11 protein-coding genes are annotated in these 16,627 nt (G+C 50.1%); 3 read left to right on the top strand and 8 right to left on the bottom strand.

What is annotated here, in order from left to right:
* The first annotated feature begins 660 nt into the window (after window positions 1-660).
* The 3 genes from ABIE27_RS06825 (at window position 661) to ABIE27_RS06815 (ending at window position 6,985) form a co-directional block, all read left to right on the top strand.
* The gene (locus ABIE27_RS06825) at window positions 661-1,590 is read left to right on the top strand and encodes a TetR/AcrR family transcriptional regulator (RefSeq protein WP_161556964.1); all 930 of its coding nucleotides are present in this window, start codon (window positions 661-663) and stop codon (window positions 1,588-1,590) included.
* A 33-nt stretch (window positions 1,591-1,623) separates the two neighbouring features.
* A complete protein-coding gene (locus tag ABIE27_RS06820) occupies window positions 1,624-4,935 on the top strand; it encodes an efflux RND transporter permease subunit (protein ID WP_429350178.1) in 3,312 nt (1,103 codons plus the stop codon).
* Window positions 4,936-5,269: 334 nt separating this feature from the next.
* The gene (locus tag ABIE27_RS06815) at window positions 5,270-6,985 is read left to right on the top strand and encodes a PucR family transcriptional regulator (RefSeq protein WP_429350177.1); all 1,716 of its coding nucleotides are present in this window, start codon (window positions 5,270-5,272) and stop codon (window positions 6,983-6,985) included.
* Between the two features lie 73 nt (window positions 6,986-7,058).
* Here the strand turns inward: ABIE27_RS06815 and ABIE27_RS06810 are convergent, their stop codons facing one another.
* The 8 genes from ABIE27_RS06810 to ABIE27_RS06775 all read right to left on the bottom strand — a co-directional run bounded on the left by ABIE27_RS06810 (window position 7,059) and on the right by ABIE27_RS06775 (window position 16,559).
* Window positions 7,059-7,298, bottom strand: coding sequence for a hypothetical protein (locus tag ABIE27_RS06810; RefSeq protein WP_240036970.1), 240 nt, complete (start codon window positions 7,296-7,298; stop codon window positions 7,059-7,061).
* Window positions 7,298-8,743, bottom strand: coding sequence for a dihydropyrimidinase (gene hydA, locus ABIE27_RS06805; RefSeq protein ID WP_429350176.1), 1,446 nt, complete (start codon window positions 8,741-8,743; stop codon window positions 7,298-7,300). Before hydA ends, ABIE27_RS06810 begins: the two co-directional genes overlap by 1 nt.
* The gene (gene preA, locus ABIE27_RS06800; RefSeq protein ID WP_429350175.1) at window positions 8,740-10,035 is read right to left on the bottom strand and encodes an NAD-dependent dihydropyrimidine dehydrogenase subunit PreA; all 1,296 of its coding nucleotides are present in this window, start codon (window positions 10,033-10,035) and stop codon (window positions 8,740-8,742) included. Before preA ends, hydA begins: the two co-directional genes overlap by 4 nt.
* A gap of 335 nt (window positions 10,036-10,370) precedes the next feature.
* The gene (locus ABIE27_RS06795) at window positions 10,371-11,738 is read right to left on the bottom strand and encodes an NAD(P)-dependent oxidoreductase (protein WP_429350257.1); all 1,368 of its coding nucleotides are present in this window, start codon (window positions 11,736-11,738) and stop codon (window positions 10,371-10,373) included.
* 101 nt (window positions 11,739-11,839) lie between these two features.
* Window positions 11,840-12,721, bottom strand: coding sequence for a nitrilase-related carbon-nitrogen hydrolase (locus ABIE27_RS06790; RefSeq protein WP_123065274.1), 882 nt, complete (start codon window positions 12,719-12,721; stop codon window positions 11,840-11,842).
* 4 nt (window positions 12,722-12,725) lie between these two features.
* Window positions 12,726-14,000: a M20 family metallo-hydrolase gene (locus ABIE27_RS06785; protein WP_123065273.1), complete on the bottom strand. Its 1,275-nt coding sequence runs from the start codon at window positions 13,998-14,000 to the stop codon at window positions 12,726-12,728.
* Window positions 14,001-14,024: 24 nt separating this feature from the next.
* Entirely contained in the window at window positions 14,025-15,413 is a 1,389-nt protein-coding gene (locus ABIE27_RS06780) for an aspartate aminotransferase family protein (protein ID WP_429350174.1), read from the bottom strand.
* 81 nt (window positions 15,414-15,494) lie between these two features.
* Window positions 15,495-16,559, bottom strand: a complete 1,065-nt coding sequence (locus tag ABIE27_RS06775; protein ID WP_429350173.1) for an ABC transporter substrate-binding protein — start codon at window positions 16,557-16,559, stop codon at window positions 15,495-15,497.
* Between the last annotated feature and the right edge of the window lie 68 nt (window positions 16,560-16,627).

Here is a 16,627-nt window from a genome sequence, read left to right as displayed (position 1 = left end):
TTTTCTGCAAAATAAGGTTTCTGGTGATCGTTAGAATTTCAAAAGGATGTATATTGCTCAAATAAGCTCTGCCGTGATCGTTAGAATAAATTTTCGATATGTTCTTGAGTCGCCCTTGAAGCTTTCTTGATGTGTTCTTAACGTTCTTGATGTTATTGATGTGTTGATGTGTTTTCGTTGTGTTTGCACCGTACGCATCTCCTGGCACGTGATGTAATGAGTTTGGCGCATCAAGATGATCAGCCGTGCGGCCAGGCCTGCATACTTGAATCCTTCTTGATGCGTTTTCGATGCTTCCTTTATGCGTCTTCGATGCGCCCTTTATGCATTCTTCCATCCCCATCTCCCAAAAGTGCAACGTATAAGTTTACGGCTTGTATCTTGTATAATGTACTTTATTTTCTCAATTCTTATCTCAGTTCTTTTCTAGATGTCTTATCTCAATTCTTTTCTCAGTTTTTTAGCAATTCTTTAGCAATTCTTTCTGAGTTCTATTCTCCGTTCTTCTCTGAATCGACTTTTCGATTCTCCCCCCCTATATCGTGCACATTTGTAATCCTCCATACACATCGTTTATACTTAGTTTGACCACAAAGTCAATATAAGAACTCAAGAGTTCCCAGCGAGGTGAACATACCCTTAATGAACCCGATCCATGGGATGAATGAAAAAAGAAAACTGGTTATCACCACAGCACTCAAGCTGTTTTCGGCCAAGGGCAGCGCCGCAACCTCCATGCAGGAGATTGCCGAATTATGCGGGATGTCTAAAGGCAGCTTATATCTGATGTTCAAATCCAAAGAGGAACTGGAGGCCAGTACGCTGGAGTACTGTGTATACATTCTTATGGACGAGATGTCCCAGATTGAACATGAAAGCAGCCTGACTTCCAGAGAACGGCTACATAAACAGATTGAGGTGCTGCTAACGCATGTCGCGGAATTGAAGGAATTTTTACGTGTCCAGCTACGCAGCATGATGATGGATGATGAACAACAGCGCAAGGAGCACTGCACCCCTCAGCAAAGAGATATTGAGATACGTACGTTGCATTGGTTCAAAAGTAAACTGGAAGATCTGTACGGCTCCGAGATCGAGCCTTATACGATTGATCTTATCCTGCTGACACATGGACTTTTCCTGTCGTACGTCAAAATCTGGTTTACCGAAATGCCTTCCCTTACGGTCAATAAGATGGCTACACATCTGTTACAGATGATGGATTATGCAGCACAGGGCTGCCTCCAGCATCGGCCAGAACCTCTGATTTCTCTGGATCAGTGGCCTGCCTGGATTGCTGAGCCCCAACCGGATGCAGCCATGTTGCGGCATCCCGTCCATATTCTGAAACAGATGCAAGATATCGCATCAAGCGACCTGCCCAGCGGTCAATCAAAAAATGATGTGCTTGAGACCATAGCCATACTAAGGCAAGAGATCATGGAATTTATGCCAAGGCGTGCCATCATTCTCGGTATGATGCGCAACCTGGAAGGGATAACTATCCTTGAGCCGATGCACTCCGAGCTCCAGCACATTATGGATACCATGTATAACCGGTTTATCCAGGCTGACTCGTCAAACACATAAACAGGAGAAACAGAGAGGAGAAGAAACCAACGTATGAAAGGGATTATTAACTTTTCACTGAACAACAAGTTTGCAATCTGGATTCTGACCATCATCATCTCATTCGCAGGCTTGTACAGCGGAATGACGATGAAGCAGGAGACCATCCCGAACATCAATGTACCGTTTCTGAATGTCACGGCGATCGATCCGGGTGCCGCTCCAGAAGGTATTGTAGAAGATGTCACGAAGCCGCTGGAACAGAAGCTGCGCAACCTCGATGGCGTGAAGACCGTCACCTCCACTTCCATGGAGAATGCGGCATCCATCACGCTGGAATTCGACTATGGAACCGACCTGACGAACGCGACAGCTACGGTTCGTGAAGCACTGAACGAGGTGCAATTGCCCGACAGTGTGCAGAAACCAACGATCTCCAAATTCAGCATTAACTCGTTCCCGGTTGTATCCCTCAGTTTGTCTGACAAAGACGGCGGGGATTTGGAAGAACTGACACGGCTCGTAGAATCGGATATCAAACCTGCACTAGAAGATATTGATGGTGTAGCTCAGGTTCAAGTGTCCGGTCAGTACGTTAAAGAAGTGCAATTAACGTTTGATCAAGCCAAAATGGCTGAACTCGGTCTAAGCGAAGATACGGTGAACGGAATCGTTAAGGGTTCATCCATTCGTGTACCGCTCGGCCTATTCGAACTGGATAAATCCCAGAAAGCCGTGGTTGTGGACGGCAATATCATCGGACTCGATGATCTGAAAAACCTAGCGATTCCAGTCGTACCAAGCGGAGCTGGCGCTGGTGCTTCTGCAGGCCAAGGTACTGGAGCGGCTACAGAACAAGGTGCGTCTACGCCAGGGGCTTCCCAAGGTGGCGGTGCGCAAAACGGTCAAGCTACAGGTCAAACTACTGATCCATCGGCTCAAGCTGGACAAGATGCAGCTGGTGCTGCGCAAGGTTTCAATCCCGCAGCTGGTCAGGCTGGCAGCGGCAATGCTGCAGCAGCGAACCCATCCGGTTCCGCAGGTGCTGCAAGCGCAGCTGGCATCCCAACCGTGAAGCTGAGCGACATTGCCAAAATTGAGGTCATCGGTCAAGCCGAGTCCATCTCCCGCACGAACGGCAAGGAATCCATCGGTATTTCCGTAGTGAAATCCAACGATGCCAATACGGTGGACGTGGTTAAGGCCGTCAAAAGTAAAGCCGAAGAACTGCAAAAGCAATTTAAAAATGCAGAACTGACGATCCTGCTTGACCAAGGTCAGCCTATCCAGGATTCCGTCAACACGATGTTGGGCAAAGCCGTATTTGGTGCCTTGTTCGCGATTCTGATTATTCTGATCTTCCTGCGTAACATCCGTTCAACGATTATCTCCATTATTTCGATTCCGCTCTCCTTGCTCATGGCATTGACGGCGCTCAACCTGATGGACATCACCTTGAACATGATGACACTCGGAGCAATGACGGTTGCGATCGGCCGGGTTGTCGACGACTCCATCGTTGTTATCGAGAACATCTATCGTAGGCTGACACTCAAAAACGAGAAGCTCAAAGGCCGGGATTTGGTTCGTGAAGCAACTCGCGAAATGTTTATCCCGATCCTCTCCTCGACAATTGTAACGATTGCGGTATTCTTGCCGCTGGCACTCGTTAGCGGTATGGTCGGAGAGCTGTTCATGCCATTCGCCTTAACGATGGTTTTCGCCCTGCTGGCTTCCCTGCTGGTTGCAATCACCATTGTTCCGATGCTGGCACACAGCCTGTTCCACAAAGGAATCAAGAACAAACAAAACCATGAAGAGAAGCCGGGCAAACTGGCTGAAAGCTACAAACGTCTGTTGAACTGGACGCTCTCTCATAAAATCATTACCGTTCTTATTGCGGTTCTACTATTGGTCGGCAGCTTGTTCCTGTACCCATTCATTGGCACAAGTTTCCTGCCGGAGCAAAAGGACAAATTCGTTACGATCACGTATAGTCCGGAAACGGGCTCACTTCGTGAAGATGTTGAAAAAGAAGCCCTCGTTGCTGAGAAATGGTTACTGAAACAGCCAGGTTTGGAGAAGATGCAATATTCCATCGGCGGCGGCAGCCCGCTCGCTAGCATGGGTGGAGGCGGCGGAAACTCCGCGCTCTTCTACATCCAATACAATAAAGACACCAAAGACTTTACCGATGTGAAAACACAACTGGTTGAAGGTTTGCAAAAAGAGGTGACCAAAGGTACATGGAGTGAACTCGACATGTCTGGCGGATTCGGGGGCAGCAACTTGAGCCTGTCCATCTACGGCGACAATGTAGAGCAGTTGAAACCTGTGGCTGAAGAAGTCCTGAAACTGGTTCAGGCGGATAAGGACTCTTTTGAAAAAGCAGATACCACCATCTCCGACACCTACGGTCAGTACACGCTCGTTGCCGATCAGGAGAAGTTGAGCAAACTCGGACTCACGGCAGGTCAACTGGCAATGGCACTGAGCCCTGTACGGGAACGTCCGGTTCTTACCGAAGTGGATATCGACAACAAAACGTACAAAGTCTATGTAGAAACGGACAACAAAACGTTCAGCAGCATCAAGGATATTGAAAATGAAAAGGTCACTTCACCGCTAGGTATCCAGGTTCCAATCAAGGATGTAGCCAAAGTGGAAGAAGGCACTTCACCAAACTCCATTATGCGCATTGATGGCAAAGTGGTTGTACAGGTGACAGCGAACATTCTGGCTTCCGATGTGACGAAGGCTTCACAGAACTTGAAAGCAAACATCGACAAACTGGACTTGCCAGATGGTGTTGAAGTGAAGTTTGGCGGTACAACCGAACAGATTAATGACACCTTTACACAGCTCGGTCTGGCGATGCTAGCAGCTATTGCAATTGTATACTTCGTGCTTGTCGTGACGTTTGGCGGCGGACTTGCACCATTCGCAATCCTGTTCTCCCTGCCGTTTACCGTAATCGGGATCATGGTTGGTTTGTTCATCGCAGGCGGTACACTCGACGTATCTGCTATGATGGGTGCACTAATGCTGATTGGTATCGTTGTTACCAACGCCATTGTATTGATTGACCGTGTTATTCATAAGGAAAATGAAGGACTCACGACGCGTGAAGCGCTGCTGGAAGCAGGAGCTACACGTCTGCGTCCAATCCTGATGACCGCTCTCGCAACGATTGGTGCCCTGCTGCCACTGGTAACAGGTCTCGAAGAAAGTGCAGGTATCATCTCGAAAGGACTCGGTATTACCGTTATCGGTGGTCTGATCAGTTCTACACTGCTTACGCTAGTCATCGTGCCGATCGTGTATGAGTTCCTGATGAAATTCAAAAAGAAAAAAATCGTCGATTAATTCAGTCTAGCGTTATCCCCACGATTCAGATGTGATCGCAAGCAAAGCTTTGCCCTTGACGGGTACTGGAATCTGTAATGATTCCCGTGCCTGATCAAGGGCATTTTTTTTCGTTTCGACGTAAAAAAGACGAACATATATCTGCTGCCCATTTTAGATGCATAACAAAAAGATGAATTATTTTTGTTATCTAGACCAAATGAGCGTCAGGTTTAATCTCATCTATTCTGAATAAACGTATACTTATCTTTAAAAATCCAGCAAGCAAACACCCTAAATCCAGTACCCTTTGTATCAAATCTACAGATGAGTCATGGGAAAGGGCGGTGATCGTGTGGGGGAGACCACGCTTCATATCCAAGTTAGAGACATGCTGAAACGTCCTGTGTTTCGCAAGGCCGAGTACCTTGCCAGTCATCGCGCATTGGAGCGCTACGTACGCTGGGTACATATTATGGAGGTTCCTGAGATTGGGGGCTTGCTGAGCGGCGGAGAATTGGTGCTGACAACAGGGATCGGCTGGCCTGAAGGCAAGTCGCATGGTCTGTCTTTTCTGCAACAATTGATTGCCTGCGGTGCCGCAGGGTTATGCATTGAACTCGGGGAACATACGCGATCACAGCTTGAGGCGATGAAACAACTGGCTGAGGCGGAAGATTTCCCGCTAATCTGGTTTCATGAACAAGTCCGGTATGTTGATATTACACAGGATTTGCATTTTGCCCTGATTCGCAGTCATCAGCGTATGGTCGCGGAACTGGATCAGCTCACCACCTCCTTTCATCAGCTGTTGCTGAATGGGGATGGTGTACAGCCGTTACTGCGTCTGCTGTCACGCAATACCGGGTATGCTGTTGCCTTATATCCGCTGGAAGGTGAAGCTACAGCCATACCTTATGTCCCACCTGAACAACTGGAGAAGCGGAGACAACAGTGGTTGGAACAGCGTGAATTGATGGCTCACGCTAACCATGACCGTTATACAGGGAACGCTGCGGCTGTGAAGGTAACAGACCCTTTTACCGGGCAGCTCACAATGAATCCAATCAGCATCCCTGTCCAGGCACTGGAGTACACCTTTGCCGATCTTATCCTTTTCCCTCACAAACACACAGACCCTGATCCTCCCATTCCCGATCTCACGCACCCATCCGACGAGTACGTTTTTCATGCGCTGGAGCGATGTGCTGCCGCCATAGCCCAGGATTGGATGCGTACCCAGTACATGGAGGAAAAACGGCGGTATAAGGAGGATATGTGGGTCATTGACTGGTTAAACGGACATCACTCCGCCAAAGAAATTCATGAATATCTTGCAGCGGTAAATCCGGCTCTCTGTACAGGACAGGCCGCAGTTGTGTTATTCGACAGCAGTCCTGCGCAGCACGACAGTCTCAGACTGCAAAAGATACTGATCCAGCGTAATATCGTTGCCCGCTCCGTATTTGCCCGGGAAGGCTTCACCCTCTACAGTACTGTGCTTAATCTCCAGATCATTCTCATTGTCATCGACCCACAGGTTGCATCTCTTCGTAAATCTAATCTTTGGTCCTGTATTCAACAGCTTCGGCAGCACGAGCAGGAGCAAACTCACCAGCTCTTCTCCGGTCTGTATGGTATCGGTCAGCACTATTCGGAATACCCACGCCTGCGAGAGAGTCTTGAATCCGCCAAGGAAACGCTGCGTATTCAGAAAGATATCGGAGTAATGGAGCAGCCCTTTTACAGTAACCTGCACTGTTACCGCATCATCGCCAGTATGAAACAGAGCGGTAGCTTAACTGATTTTATCAACGAATACTTGGGGCCACTGATTCGGTATGATTCGGAGAAGGGAGGTCAGCTACTCCTTACACTGAAACAATACCTGACACTTTGCTGCTCCAAACAAGAGACGGCAAGTGCACTGTTTATCGTCAGACAGACGTTGTACCATCGGTTAGACAAAATTGAATCGCTTTTGGGAAAAGACTACCTTCTACCCGAGAAACGGGTTGCCACGGAACTTGCGCTCTATGCTTACGAATATGAGCATGGATCACTTATATAAAGAGTATATGTCTGGATGTGTTAGGAACTCAGATGGGTAAATGGCAGCCAAGCCATCCCCATCACATACTACACTATGCGCTTCGCTGTTCCTGTAGCTGACGTATGAGTATGTGGCTGAACCACTTTCGGCCCGAGGCTGTCCCCACATACTGCTCCACATTTTCTCCCGGAAGCTCAGGATGTACCCATGTCACATGAGCTCCCTCCAGATGCTCCCGGACAGAATAGATTCGATACCCCTGTGCAACCAAACGCTCAATTGCCAGCTTCTCCAATTCAAATGCCTCGTGTTCTGACAGTAGTTCCGACATTAGTTCCGCCCCCCATGAACGGCAGTCACCGGTTGCCTCGATGGAATCGGTGCTCCTGCATCGTATTTGTTGCGCTTTACATATTGTCCTGCCCCTGCATTGCCCACATACTGCCGATCCCGTATCACATACTCGCCACGACAGAACACGGTCACCGGGCACCCCTGCACCTGCATGCCTTCGAACGCGCTATAATCCACGTTCATATGATGTGTTTCCGCCGAAATTATCCTAGTTACGGAAGGGTCAAAAATAACAATATCTGCATCCGTCCCTACCGCGAGGGTTCCCTTCTGTGGAAATAATCCGAATAATTTGCCGGCCCTGGTTGAGCACAAATCAACCCATTGATTGAGCGATATCCGGCCTTTCGCTACGCCCTCCGAATATAGAATACTTAGCCGGTCCTCAATGACAGGCCCCCCGTTAGGAATTTTGCTGAAGTCATCTTTGCCCAGATCCTTCTGCCCCTTGAAGTTAAACGAGCAATGATCCGAACCAATCGTCTGCAACTGCCCACTTTGCAGCGCATTCCACAGCGCTTCCTGATGCCCCTTCTCCCTCAGCGGAGGTGACCAAACATATTTGGCACCCTCAAAGTCCGGCTGATCCATTATGGACTGATCCAGCGTCAGATATTGCGGACATGTCTCTCCCCAGATTCGGTATCCCATCTCACGCATACGCGCGATCTGCTCGGCGGCTTCGCCACAAGTAACATGCACCACATACAGCTGCGAATCCGCCAGTGCGGCCAAACGGGCGGCACGTCCCGTCGCTTCTCCCTCCAGCATGGAGGGGCGGGTCAATGCATGATGAATCGGTGCTGTGTGACCTTCAGCGAGCGCCTGCTTCACAAGCAGGTCAATGACATCCCCGTTCTCGGCGTGCACCATGACAAGTGCACCGTAGTCTTTGGCTTTTTGCAACGTCTGAAAGAGGATGCCATCATCGGCCTGAAACTGGTTTTTGTATGCCATAAACACCTTGAAGGAGGATACGCCCTCCTCTTCAATCATCTGCGGCAGTTCTTCCAGCACCTGCTCATTCATCTCGCCAATCATTAGGTGAAATCCATAGTCAATGACTGCCTTTCCCTCGGCTTTGCGATGCCATTCCTGCAGAGATTCGGATAATGGACGGCCTTTCTGAGTCAGACAAAAGTCAATAATGGTTGTGGTGCCGCCAAAGGCCGCAGCCTTTGTGCCCGTAGCAAAATCATCCGCTGTGACCGTGCCGCCAAACGGCATATCGAGATGAGTATGGGGATCGATACCACCAGGTATGATATAACAGCCTCCTGCATCAAGTACTTCTGTCTGATCATCGGGGATTAACCCGATACCGATCTGTGCTATTTTCCCTGCTGTGATCAATAGATCAGCCTCAAAGGTATCTGATGCCGTCACCAAAATACCACCGCGAATCAATGTGCGCGTACTCATGAAATCGCCTCCTTGGCTGATGGATTATGAATGGATTGCAGCAGGGAAATCGCCGACTGACGTTCATTCCAGGTAACAGGCTCCTGTTCTGGTGCAAGCTCAATCATCTCGATCGCACCGTCCACCGGGCAGACGATGGAACACAGATTACAGCCGACACAATCCTCCTCTACCACTTCAAGATAAGCACCTGCCGGGTCGGTTAACATATCAATACATTGATGGGATGTGTCTTCACAGGCAATGTGGCACTTGTTGCAATTGATGCATACATCCCGATTGATGCGGGCAACCACTTTGTAGTTGAGGTCCAGATTGCCCCAATCCGAGTATCTTGGTACGGTCTGACCGACCAGTTCGGCTACACTCTGAAGTCCTTTTTCATCCAAGTAATCGTTCAGCCCTTCAATCATGTCCTCCACAATGCGGAATCCATGGTGCATCGCCGCTGTACATACCTGTACTCCCGTTGCGCCCATCAGCAGAAATTCAGCCGTATCGCGCCAGTCGGATATACCGCCGATACCCGAAATCGGCACACCAACTTCGGGATGACGGGCGCATTCCGCTACCATGTTAAGCGCGATGGGTTTTACAGCCGGGCCACAGTATCCACCGTGTGCTCCCTTGCCGCCTACATGCGGCACGGTGTTCCAGGAGTCCAGATCAACGCCAGCGAGAGAATTGATTGTATTGATGAGTGAGATCGCATCTGCACCACCACGTACAGCCGCCCGGGCCGTTGCCGTAATATCTGTAATGTTAGGTGTCAACTTTACGATGACTGGTGTGGAAGCCACCTCTTTTACCCACATCGTCTGCAACTCGACAAGATCAGGCTGTTGGCCTGAAGCAGCGCCCATGCCTCGTTCTGCCATACCGTGCGGACATCCAAAGTTCAGTTCCAGACCATCTACGCCGACAGCCTCAACCTTTTTTACAATTTCATGCCACTTTTCCCGCTTGGGTTCCACCATTAGAGATGCCACGACGGCGCGGTCAGGGAAGCGTTTCTTCGTCTCGGCAATCTCGCGCAGATTGACCTCCAGTGGACGGTCGGAGATCAGCTCAATATTGTTAAATCCCGCCACACGCTGACCGCCAAAATGTACTGCCGCAAAGCGGGAGGAAGTGTTAATGATCGGCTCGCCGAGTGTCTTCCACACCGCACCTCCCCAGCCCGCCTCAAACGCACGCTGTACCTGGTACCCGGTATTTGTCGGTGGTGCCGAGGCAAGCCAGAATGGATTAGGTGACCGGATGCCTGCCAGATTGATGGATAAGTCAGCCATATCGAACCCTCCTTGATGTGAGTTTGAGGTACAACTACGCTTGCTATGATGAACGTAAACAAAGATAGCTCTCTAACAATCTCCACAGCTCTTATTTAGCTGAAATTCAGCCTTTGGGAATTCTAACGATCCGTAGGAGCGTTATATTGCTCTTTTTGTCCATTTCCGGCCTGAATCCACAGGTTTTGGGTGAAATAAGCTTCGTGGTGATCGTTAGAATTTCACATGCCTTGTTTTTGCCGAAATAAGGTGTCTGGTGATCGTTAGCCGATTTGGAGCCGGTATGATCTCTCGTGGAGATGCGTTTCTGAGAAAGATGTGACTTTCACACTTCCTTACGCGCTCTCTTCCGAGCGGCCCGGCACCATCTTCATGATCGTGGCAGCGACCAATTTACCCTGTTGTGCCGCTGAAACGACCATGGCCTCTCCTTGACCTTGACCAAAAATGACGTCTCCTGCCGCATACACCTGAGGATGTGAGGTACGATACGTATGCGCATCTACTTCTACCACTCCTCCATGATGCTTCAGTTCAAACGCCTCAAAAAGTGGTAGCAAACGATTCTGTCCTATAGCCCGAATCACCGTGTCACATTCGATAATAAAGGATGAATTTTCTACCGCCACAGGCATCGCACGTCCGCCGCCGGGCGGGGTTACGAGTTCCATTTTCACACATTCTACCGCTCGAACCCTGCCATTCTCGTCTCCAAGAATACGCTCTGGCATCGTAAACCAACGAAACTCCACGCCCTCTTGCTTGGCAAATGTGTACTCAAATGCATAGGCTGTCATCTGCTGTTTCCCACGACGATATAACATCTGTACTCGCTCTGCACCGAGACGCACGGAACAAGTCGCTGCATCCACTGCCGTATTACCTGCACCAATTACGGCTACATTCAGACCATGCAGCGCTGGCGGTACACCCTGTTTGGTCGATTCCACAAGTTCAATCGCATCATAAACGCCTTCCAGCGCCTCCCCTTCAATGCCCAACATCGGGACCGCTCCCATACCACATGCGAGAATGACAGCCTCATGTTGCTCCAGCAACTCGGGTGCCGCTACATCTACACCAACCCGTACACCGTATCGAATCTTCACTCCCAGTGCTTCCACCTGCTCGACTTCCCACAATGGGATCGACTCCGGCAGACGGAAGGATACGATGCCATAGGTATTCAGTCCGCCGCCCTTTGCTTTGGCTTCATAGATAGTCACGTCATATCCAGCCCGACCCAATTCGCGTGCGGCTGATAGCCCCGCCGGCCCAGCTCCAACAATAGCAACACTTCTCCCGTTATCAGGTGCTGCATGAAACAGCGGTTCATGCCTCTCCCTTGCCCAGTCTGTCGCATAGCGCTGCAGATCACCAATGCGAATCGGTTTGGAAGACTCGTTCAGCACACAGGCCCCCTCACATAACTCTTCTGTAGGACAGACACGTGCGCAACTCGCGCCAACCGGATTGGCATCCATGATCGTACGGGCCGATCCTTTGAGATGTCCTGTGGCTATTTTTTTGATAAAAGAAGGAATATTGATATCTGTCGGGCACGCCTTAATACAAGGGGCATCGTAACAATACAGACAGCGGTTAGACTCTTCCATTGCTTCCTTATTGGTCATGGCTGGTTTCATCTCGCTAAAACGATTTTCCCAGCCGTAATCCGACCATGCTGTTCCAGAACGGTTCATAATGTCACGCACCTCCCGCGAAAGATTATTGCCGTACAATCCATTGATATGCCAGACAAATGCCAAGCCTATGCCTCCCGCAACAACGCCCTAAATCCGATCTACAAGCTCACCAGATGTTCATACGTCTCCGGTCTGCGATCTCGGTAAAACTGCCACACGTTACGTACCTCACGGATCAACTCCGTATCCATCTCGCCAATGACCACTTCATCCCGATCCCTGCTGCCCATCGCAACCATGCGCCCTCGCGGGTCCACCAGATACGACTGTCCATAAAACTCACCCATGTTCCACGGCGCCTCCATGCCCACACGGTTGATTGCCGCTACATAGTATCCGTTGGCTACCGCATGGGCTGGCTGTTCCAGCTTCCATAAATACTCCGAGGTGCCTGCCACTGTAGCCGATGGATTAAAAACAATTTCTGCCCCTGCCAGCCCCAGCAATCGTGCCCCTTCAGGAAAATGACGATCGTAACAGATATACACGCCCACTTTGGCGTAAGCCGTATCAAATACCGGATAACCCAGATTACCGGGTTTAAAATAATACTTTTCCCAAAAGCCGTTCGTCCCCTCTCCCGCCTCGACATGCGGAATATGATGTTTGCGGTATTTGCCCAGATACGTTCCATCTGCATCAATCACCGCCGCCGTATTGTAATAAGAAGCAATGCCCTCTACTTCGTACACAGGCAAAATAAGGACAACAGCAAGCTCCTTCGCCAGTTCCTGAAAACGCCGGGTCGTCGGCCCTTCGGGAACCTGCTCTGCGGATGCATACCATTTTGGGGTTTGTTCTGTGCAAAAGTATGGCCCGTAAAACACTTCCTGCAGTCCGATGATCTTTGCCCCTCGTGCTGCCGCTTCGCGTACAAGTGTAATATGCTTCTGAATGGATGCCTCCTTATGCACTTCAACCGGGGCCGAGCCTTCAATCTCATGGGAAGCCTGAATCAAACCGATGCTGATCTTTGCCATAACGTTATCCCGCCTCCTTTGGTGGATTACCGGTGCACATCTTGCGAATGGTGCGATAGAGCACCTCCGTACCTAACGCAATATCCTCAGAAGAGGAATATTCACTGGGATGATGACTGATACCGTCCTTACTGCGGACAAAAATCATGCCATAATCGCACACATAAGATAATGCAAGCGCATCATGGAACGGGCCACTCATCAATTCAGGCATCACGATCCCCATCTCTTCCGCGGAAGAGCGAATGATGGACATCATTGACTCGGCACAATATCGCGGTTCACTGTTGGTATCCTCGGTGACGGTATAGGTCAGACCATATTGGGAGCTGACTTCATCCAGCAATGTCATCAAACGGGCTTCCAGCCCGTTTCGGCGTTCCATCTCCATATCACGTAAATCCACGGTAAAGCTTACTTCTTCAGGAATGATATTCCTCGAGTCCGGAAATACCCTCAGACTTCCTACCGTACCGACAGTGGGTGCTCCCGGATCTTCACGGACCATATCGTCAAAGGCCGCAATCACTTTGGCACTGCCCACAAGTGCATCATGACGCATAACCATAGGAACCGAGCCTGCGTGCCCCGCCATCCCCTTCATCGTCACCGTGAGCCAGAGCGGACCCGAGATGCCTGTCACTAGACCGACCTGAGCGTCCATAGCTTCAAGCACAGGCCCCTGCTCAATATGCAGCTCCAGATAACTGCCAATGGAACCGGGAGGATATACCGCTGCCGCGAATTCAGATGGTGAACATCCGAAGGATGCCAGTGCCTCCCGGCGCTTCACCCCGTTTTTATCCTGGCGTTCCAGCTCCCCCTCCTCCAACTGGTTTGTAATGCCGCGGGAACCAAATAAACCTTTGTTAAACCTTGATCCCTCTTCATCGCAAAAAGCAATCACTTCAATTGCCATGCGAGGCTGTATGCCTTGTTCAACCAAACACTGCACGGCCTCCAGCGCACCCAGTACACCGATCGCACCGTCATAACGTCCTCCATAAGGCTGGGAGTCGATATGTGAACCGACCATCAGGATCGGTTTAGCTGAATCTGTTCCTTCCAGGCGGCCAATCAGATTACCGAAAGCATCCATTCGAGTCACAAGACCCGCCTTCTCCATCCAAAACCTGACCTGATTGATGCCCTCTATGTCCTCTGGAGTAAGCGCAAGCCTGCATACCCCTGTATCTCCGATCTTGCCGATCTGAGCTAACTGTTCAATATGTTCATCCAGCCTCAGCTGATTAATGGATAACTCGGTTATGGTCTGCATCCTTCCTCTCCTCCTTGTCACGGATTAAGTCAACTCATGCCTACCCTCATCCAGACTGCGAAGTGCAGTAAACAAATGGTTTACGATAAGGTCCAGTTCTTCTTCTGTCGTGACAAAGGGCGGGGATAGGGTCAAAATGTTCGCAAAGCCCGGCACCGTGTCTCCGTTCTTGCCGATCAGGATGCCTTCCCGTTTACAATGAGCCAGCACCTGCATGACGTTCTCTGTTGTCGCCGGAGAACCGTCCGGCTCGATCATCTCGATGCCGCAGGTGAATCCGAATAGACGGATATCACCTACGGAAGGAAGTTCAAGCAGCGGCTCTAACTTCTCACCAAGAAGCTGACCCAGTTCCGCAGCCCGGCTGACCAGTTGTTCCCTTTCCAAAATCTCCAGATTTGCCAGCGCAACCTGACAGGACACCGGATTTCCGCCAAACGTGTTCACATGGCGAAAGTGGTTATCCGTTCCAGGCTCACGAAAAGATGGATACAAGTCGGCTCTTATCGCCGTGGCGGATAACGGAGCGTAGGCACTCGTCATGCCTTTGGCCATTGTGATGATATCCGGCTGCACACCATAATTCTGATGACCGAACTTCTGTCCGGAGCGGCCAAAGCCGCAAATTACCTCGTCAACAATGAACAGCACACCATAGCGCTGGCAGATGTCCTGTACCCTGCGCATATAATCTGGCGGAGGAACAATCATACCGCCACCGGTAATCACCGGCTCCATAATTACAGCAGCCACCGTCTCCGGGCCTTCCCATTGAATGACTTCCTCATAGATGGCGGCACATTCAAGCCCGCAGCTATCTTTACTTTTTCCAAACGGACAGCGGTAACAGTACGGCGGAGGAAGATGGGAGAAGCCTACACCGAGCGGCTCGTATTTGATCTTGCGTGCAGCCTGCCCTGTGGCGCCCAGTGCCCCCATAGAGTTACCGTGATAGGCACGGTGACGAGAGATGAATTTATGACGCGCGGGCTCACCGTTCTGATGGTGGAACTGACGGGCTATTTTGAAAGCCACCTCATTGGCATCCGAACCTGAATTAGAGAAAAAGATTCGATACTCTCCCTCAAGCCATTCATTCAGCTTCTCGGCCAGTAAAATCGCCGGTTCATGGCTCTGTGTCATCGGGATATACGCGAGAGTTTTCATCTGATCGTAGGCACGTTTGGCAATCTCCTCACGTCCATGCCCTACATTGACGCACCACAAACCCGACATGGCATCGAGGTAACGTTTACCCTCCTGATCCGTAATCCAGCTCCCCTCACCGCTAACGGCAATCAACGGGTGATCGTTATGCGGTGAGATGTGGTGCCAGACATATTTGCGATCCTTCTCCAGCCATTCTTCCTTCGTACCGCCCAGACGTTGTGATTGCTGATCCACAGAACTCATCCACCGTGCTCCCTTCTCTGATATGATCCGTATTACAATGTTCCAATGTCAGTCTCGTCCGTAGATTCATGTAAGGCAGGCTTATTTCACGGCCTCTTCATATATACTCTTCTCTAGCGCTTCATCCAGATTGGCTGCTTTCTTGATTAGCCCATATTTCAGTGCAATATCTGCCGTACGGGTAAACGATTCGTCAACAAAGCTTCCCACTTGCTTCTCGGTAAATCCTTCCGGACGAATCAGCTTGGCAATCTCTTCGAGCATCGTCACTTGATGTTCACGAGTTGTACTGCCCTCGGTCACATTACTCATCACGATGTCCACCGTCTCATCCTGATGATCAATGGCATAGTTCCAGCCTTTCAGGATGGCCCGGGTTACTTTTACCGCCAATTCACGGTTATTATCCACCCAGTCCTTCTTGGCAATCAGCGTATCCTCCAGCATGCCGACTCCGGCGTCCTCAATGTTGAACACGTCCAGATCGGATTCCTTTGTGCCGCTTTCCAGTACAACGTGATATTCGTTATAAATCGTGGCTGTAGCCACATCCACCTGATCATTGAAAAACTGATCCATCGTAAAGCCCTGCTTCACCAGCTCGATATCTTTTTTCGGATCAAGTCCATTCCTCTCCATAAAAGCAAGCACCTGAAATTGCTGACTTCCAAACCAGGTACTCACCTTCTTGCCTTTCATCTGTGCCGGATCGGTAATGCCTGCGGACTTCTTCGCAATCAGTCGATAGCTACTCTTCTGTGAAATCTGGGCAAGTGAAACGAGGGGGAGACCGTTATCCCGGCTGACCAGCAAGCTGTCCACTCCCGTAATCCCCACATCGGCTGCACCATTAACGACCTGTTGCTCGATAACGATATCCGGGCCTCCTGGAATAATCTCCGCATCAATACCTTCTTCTGCAAAAAAACCTTGTTCCTTCGCGGCATATATTCCGGCAAACTGTGCCTGTGGTACCCATTTAAGCTGAATCTTCACTTTGGTTAATGGCTGCTCCGCGGTTCCTGAACCACCCGAGCTTGCAGCGGCTGGCTGTGCTGCCGGCTCCGTTTTTGTAGAACATGCTGCCAGCACCAGCACCACACACAAGATCAACATCCCTAAACCCGGCTTCATCGTTTTGTACATGTCCAGAACAACCCCCTGTTTATATATGGATTTTGTTAAACGGTACGGCGAGATGGAGAACGGATTTT

Origin of the sequence: Paenibacillus sp. 4624 (assembly GCF_050435065.1) — a bacterium.
GTDB classification, from domain to species: Bacteria; Bacillota; Bacilli; order Paenibacillales; family Paenibacillaceae; genus Paenibacillus; species Paenibacillus amylolyticus_D.
Note: the sequence above shows the minus strand (reverse complement) of the source record. Positions and strands in the feature narration are given on the sequence as shown.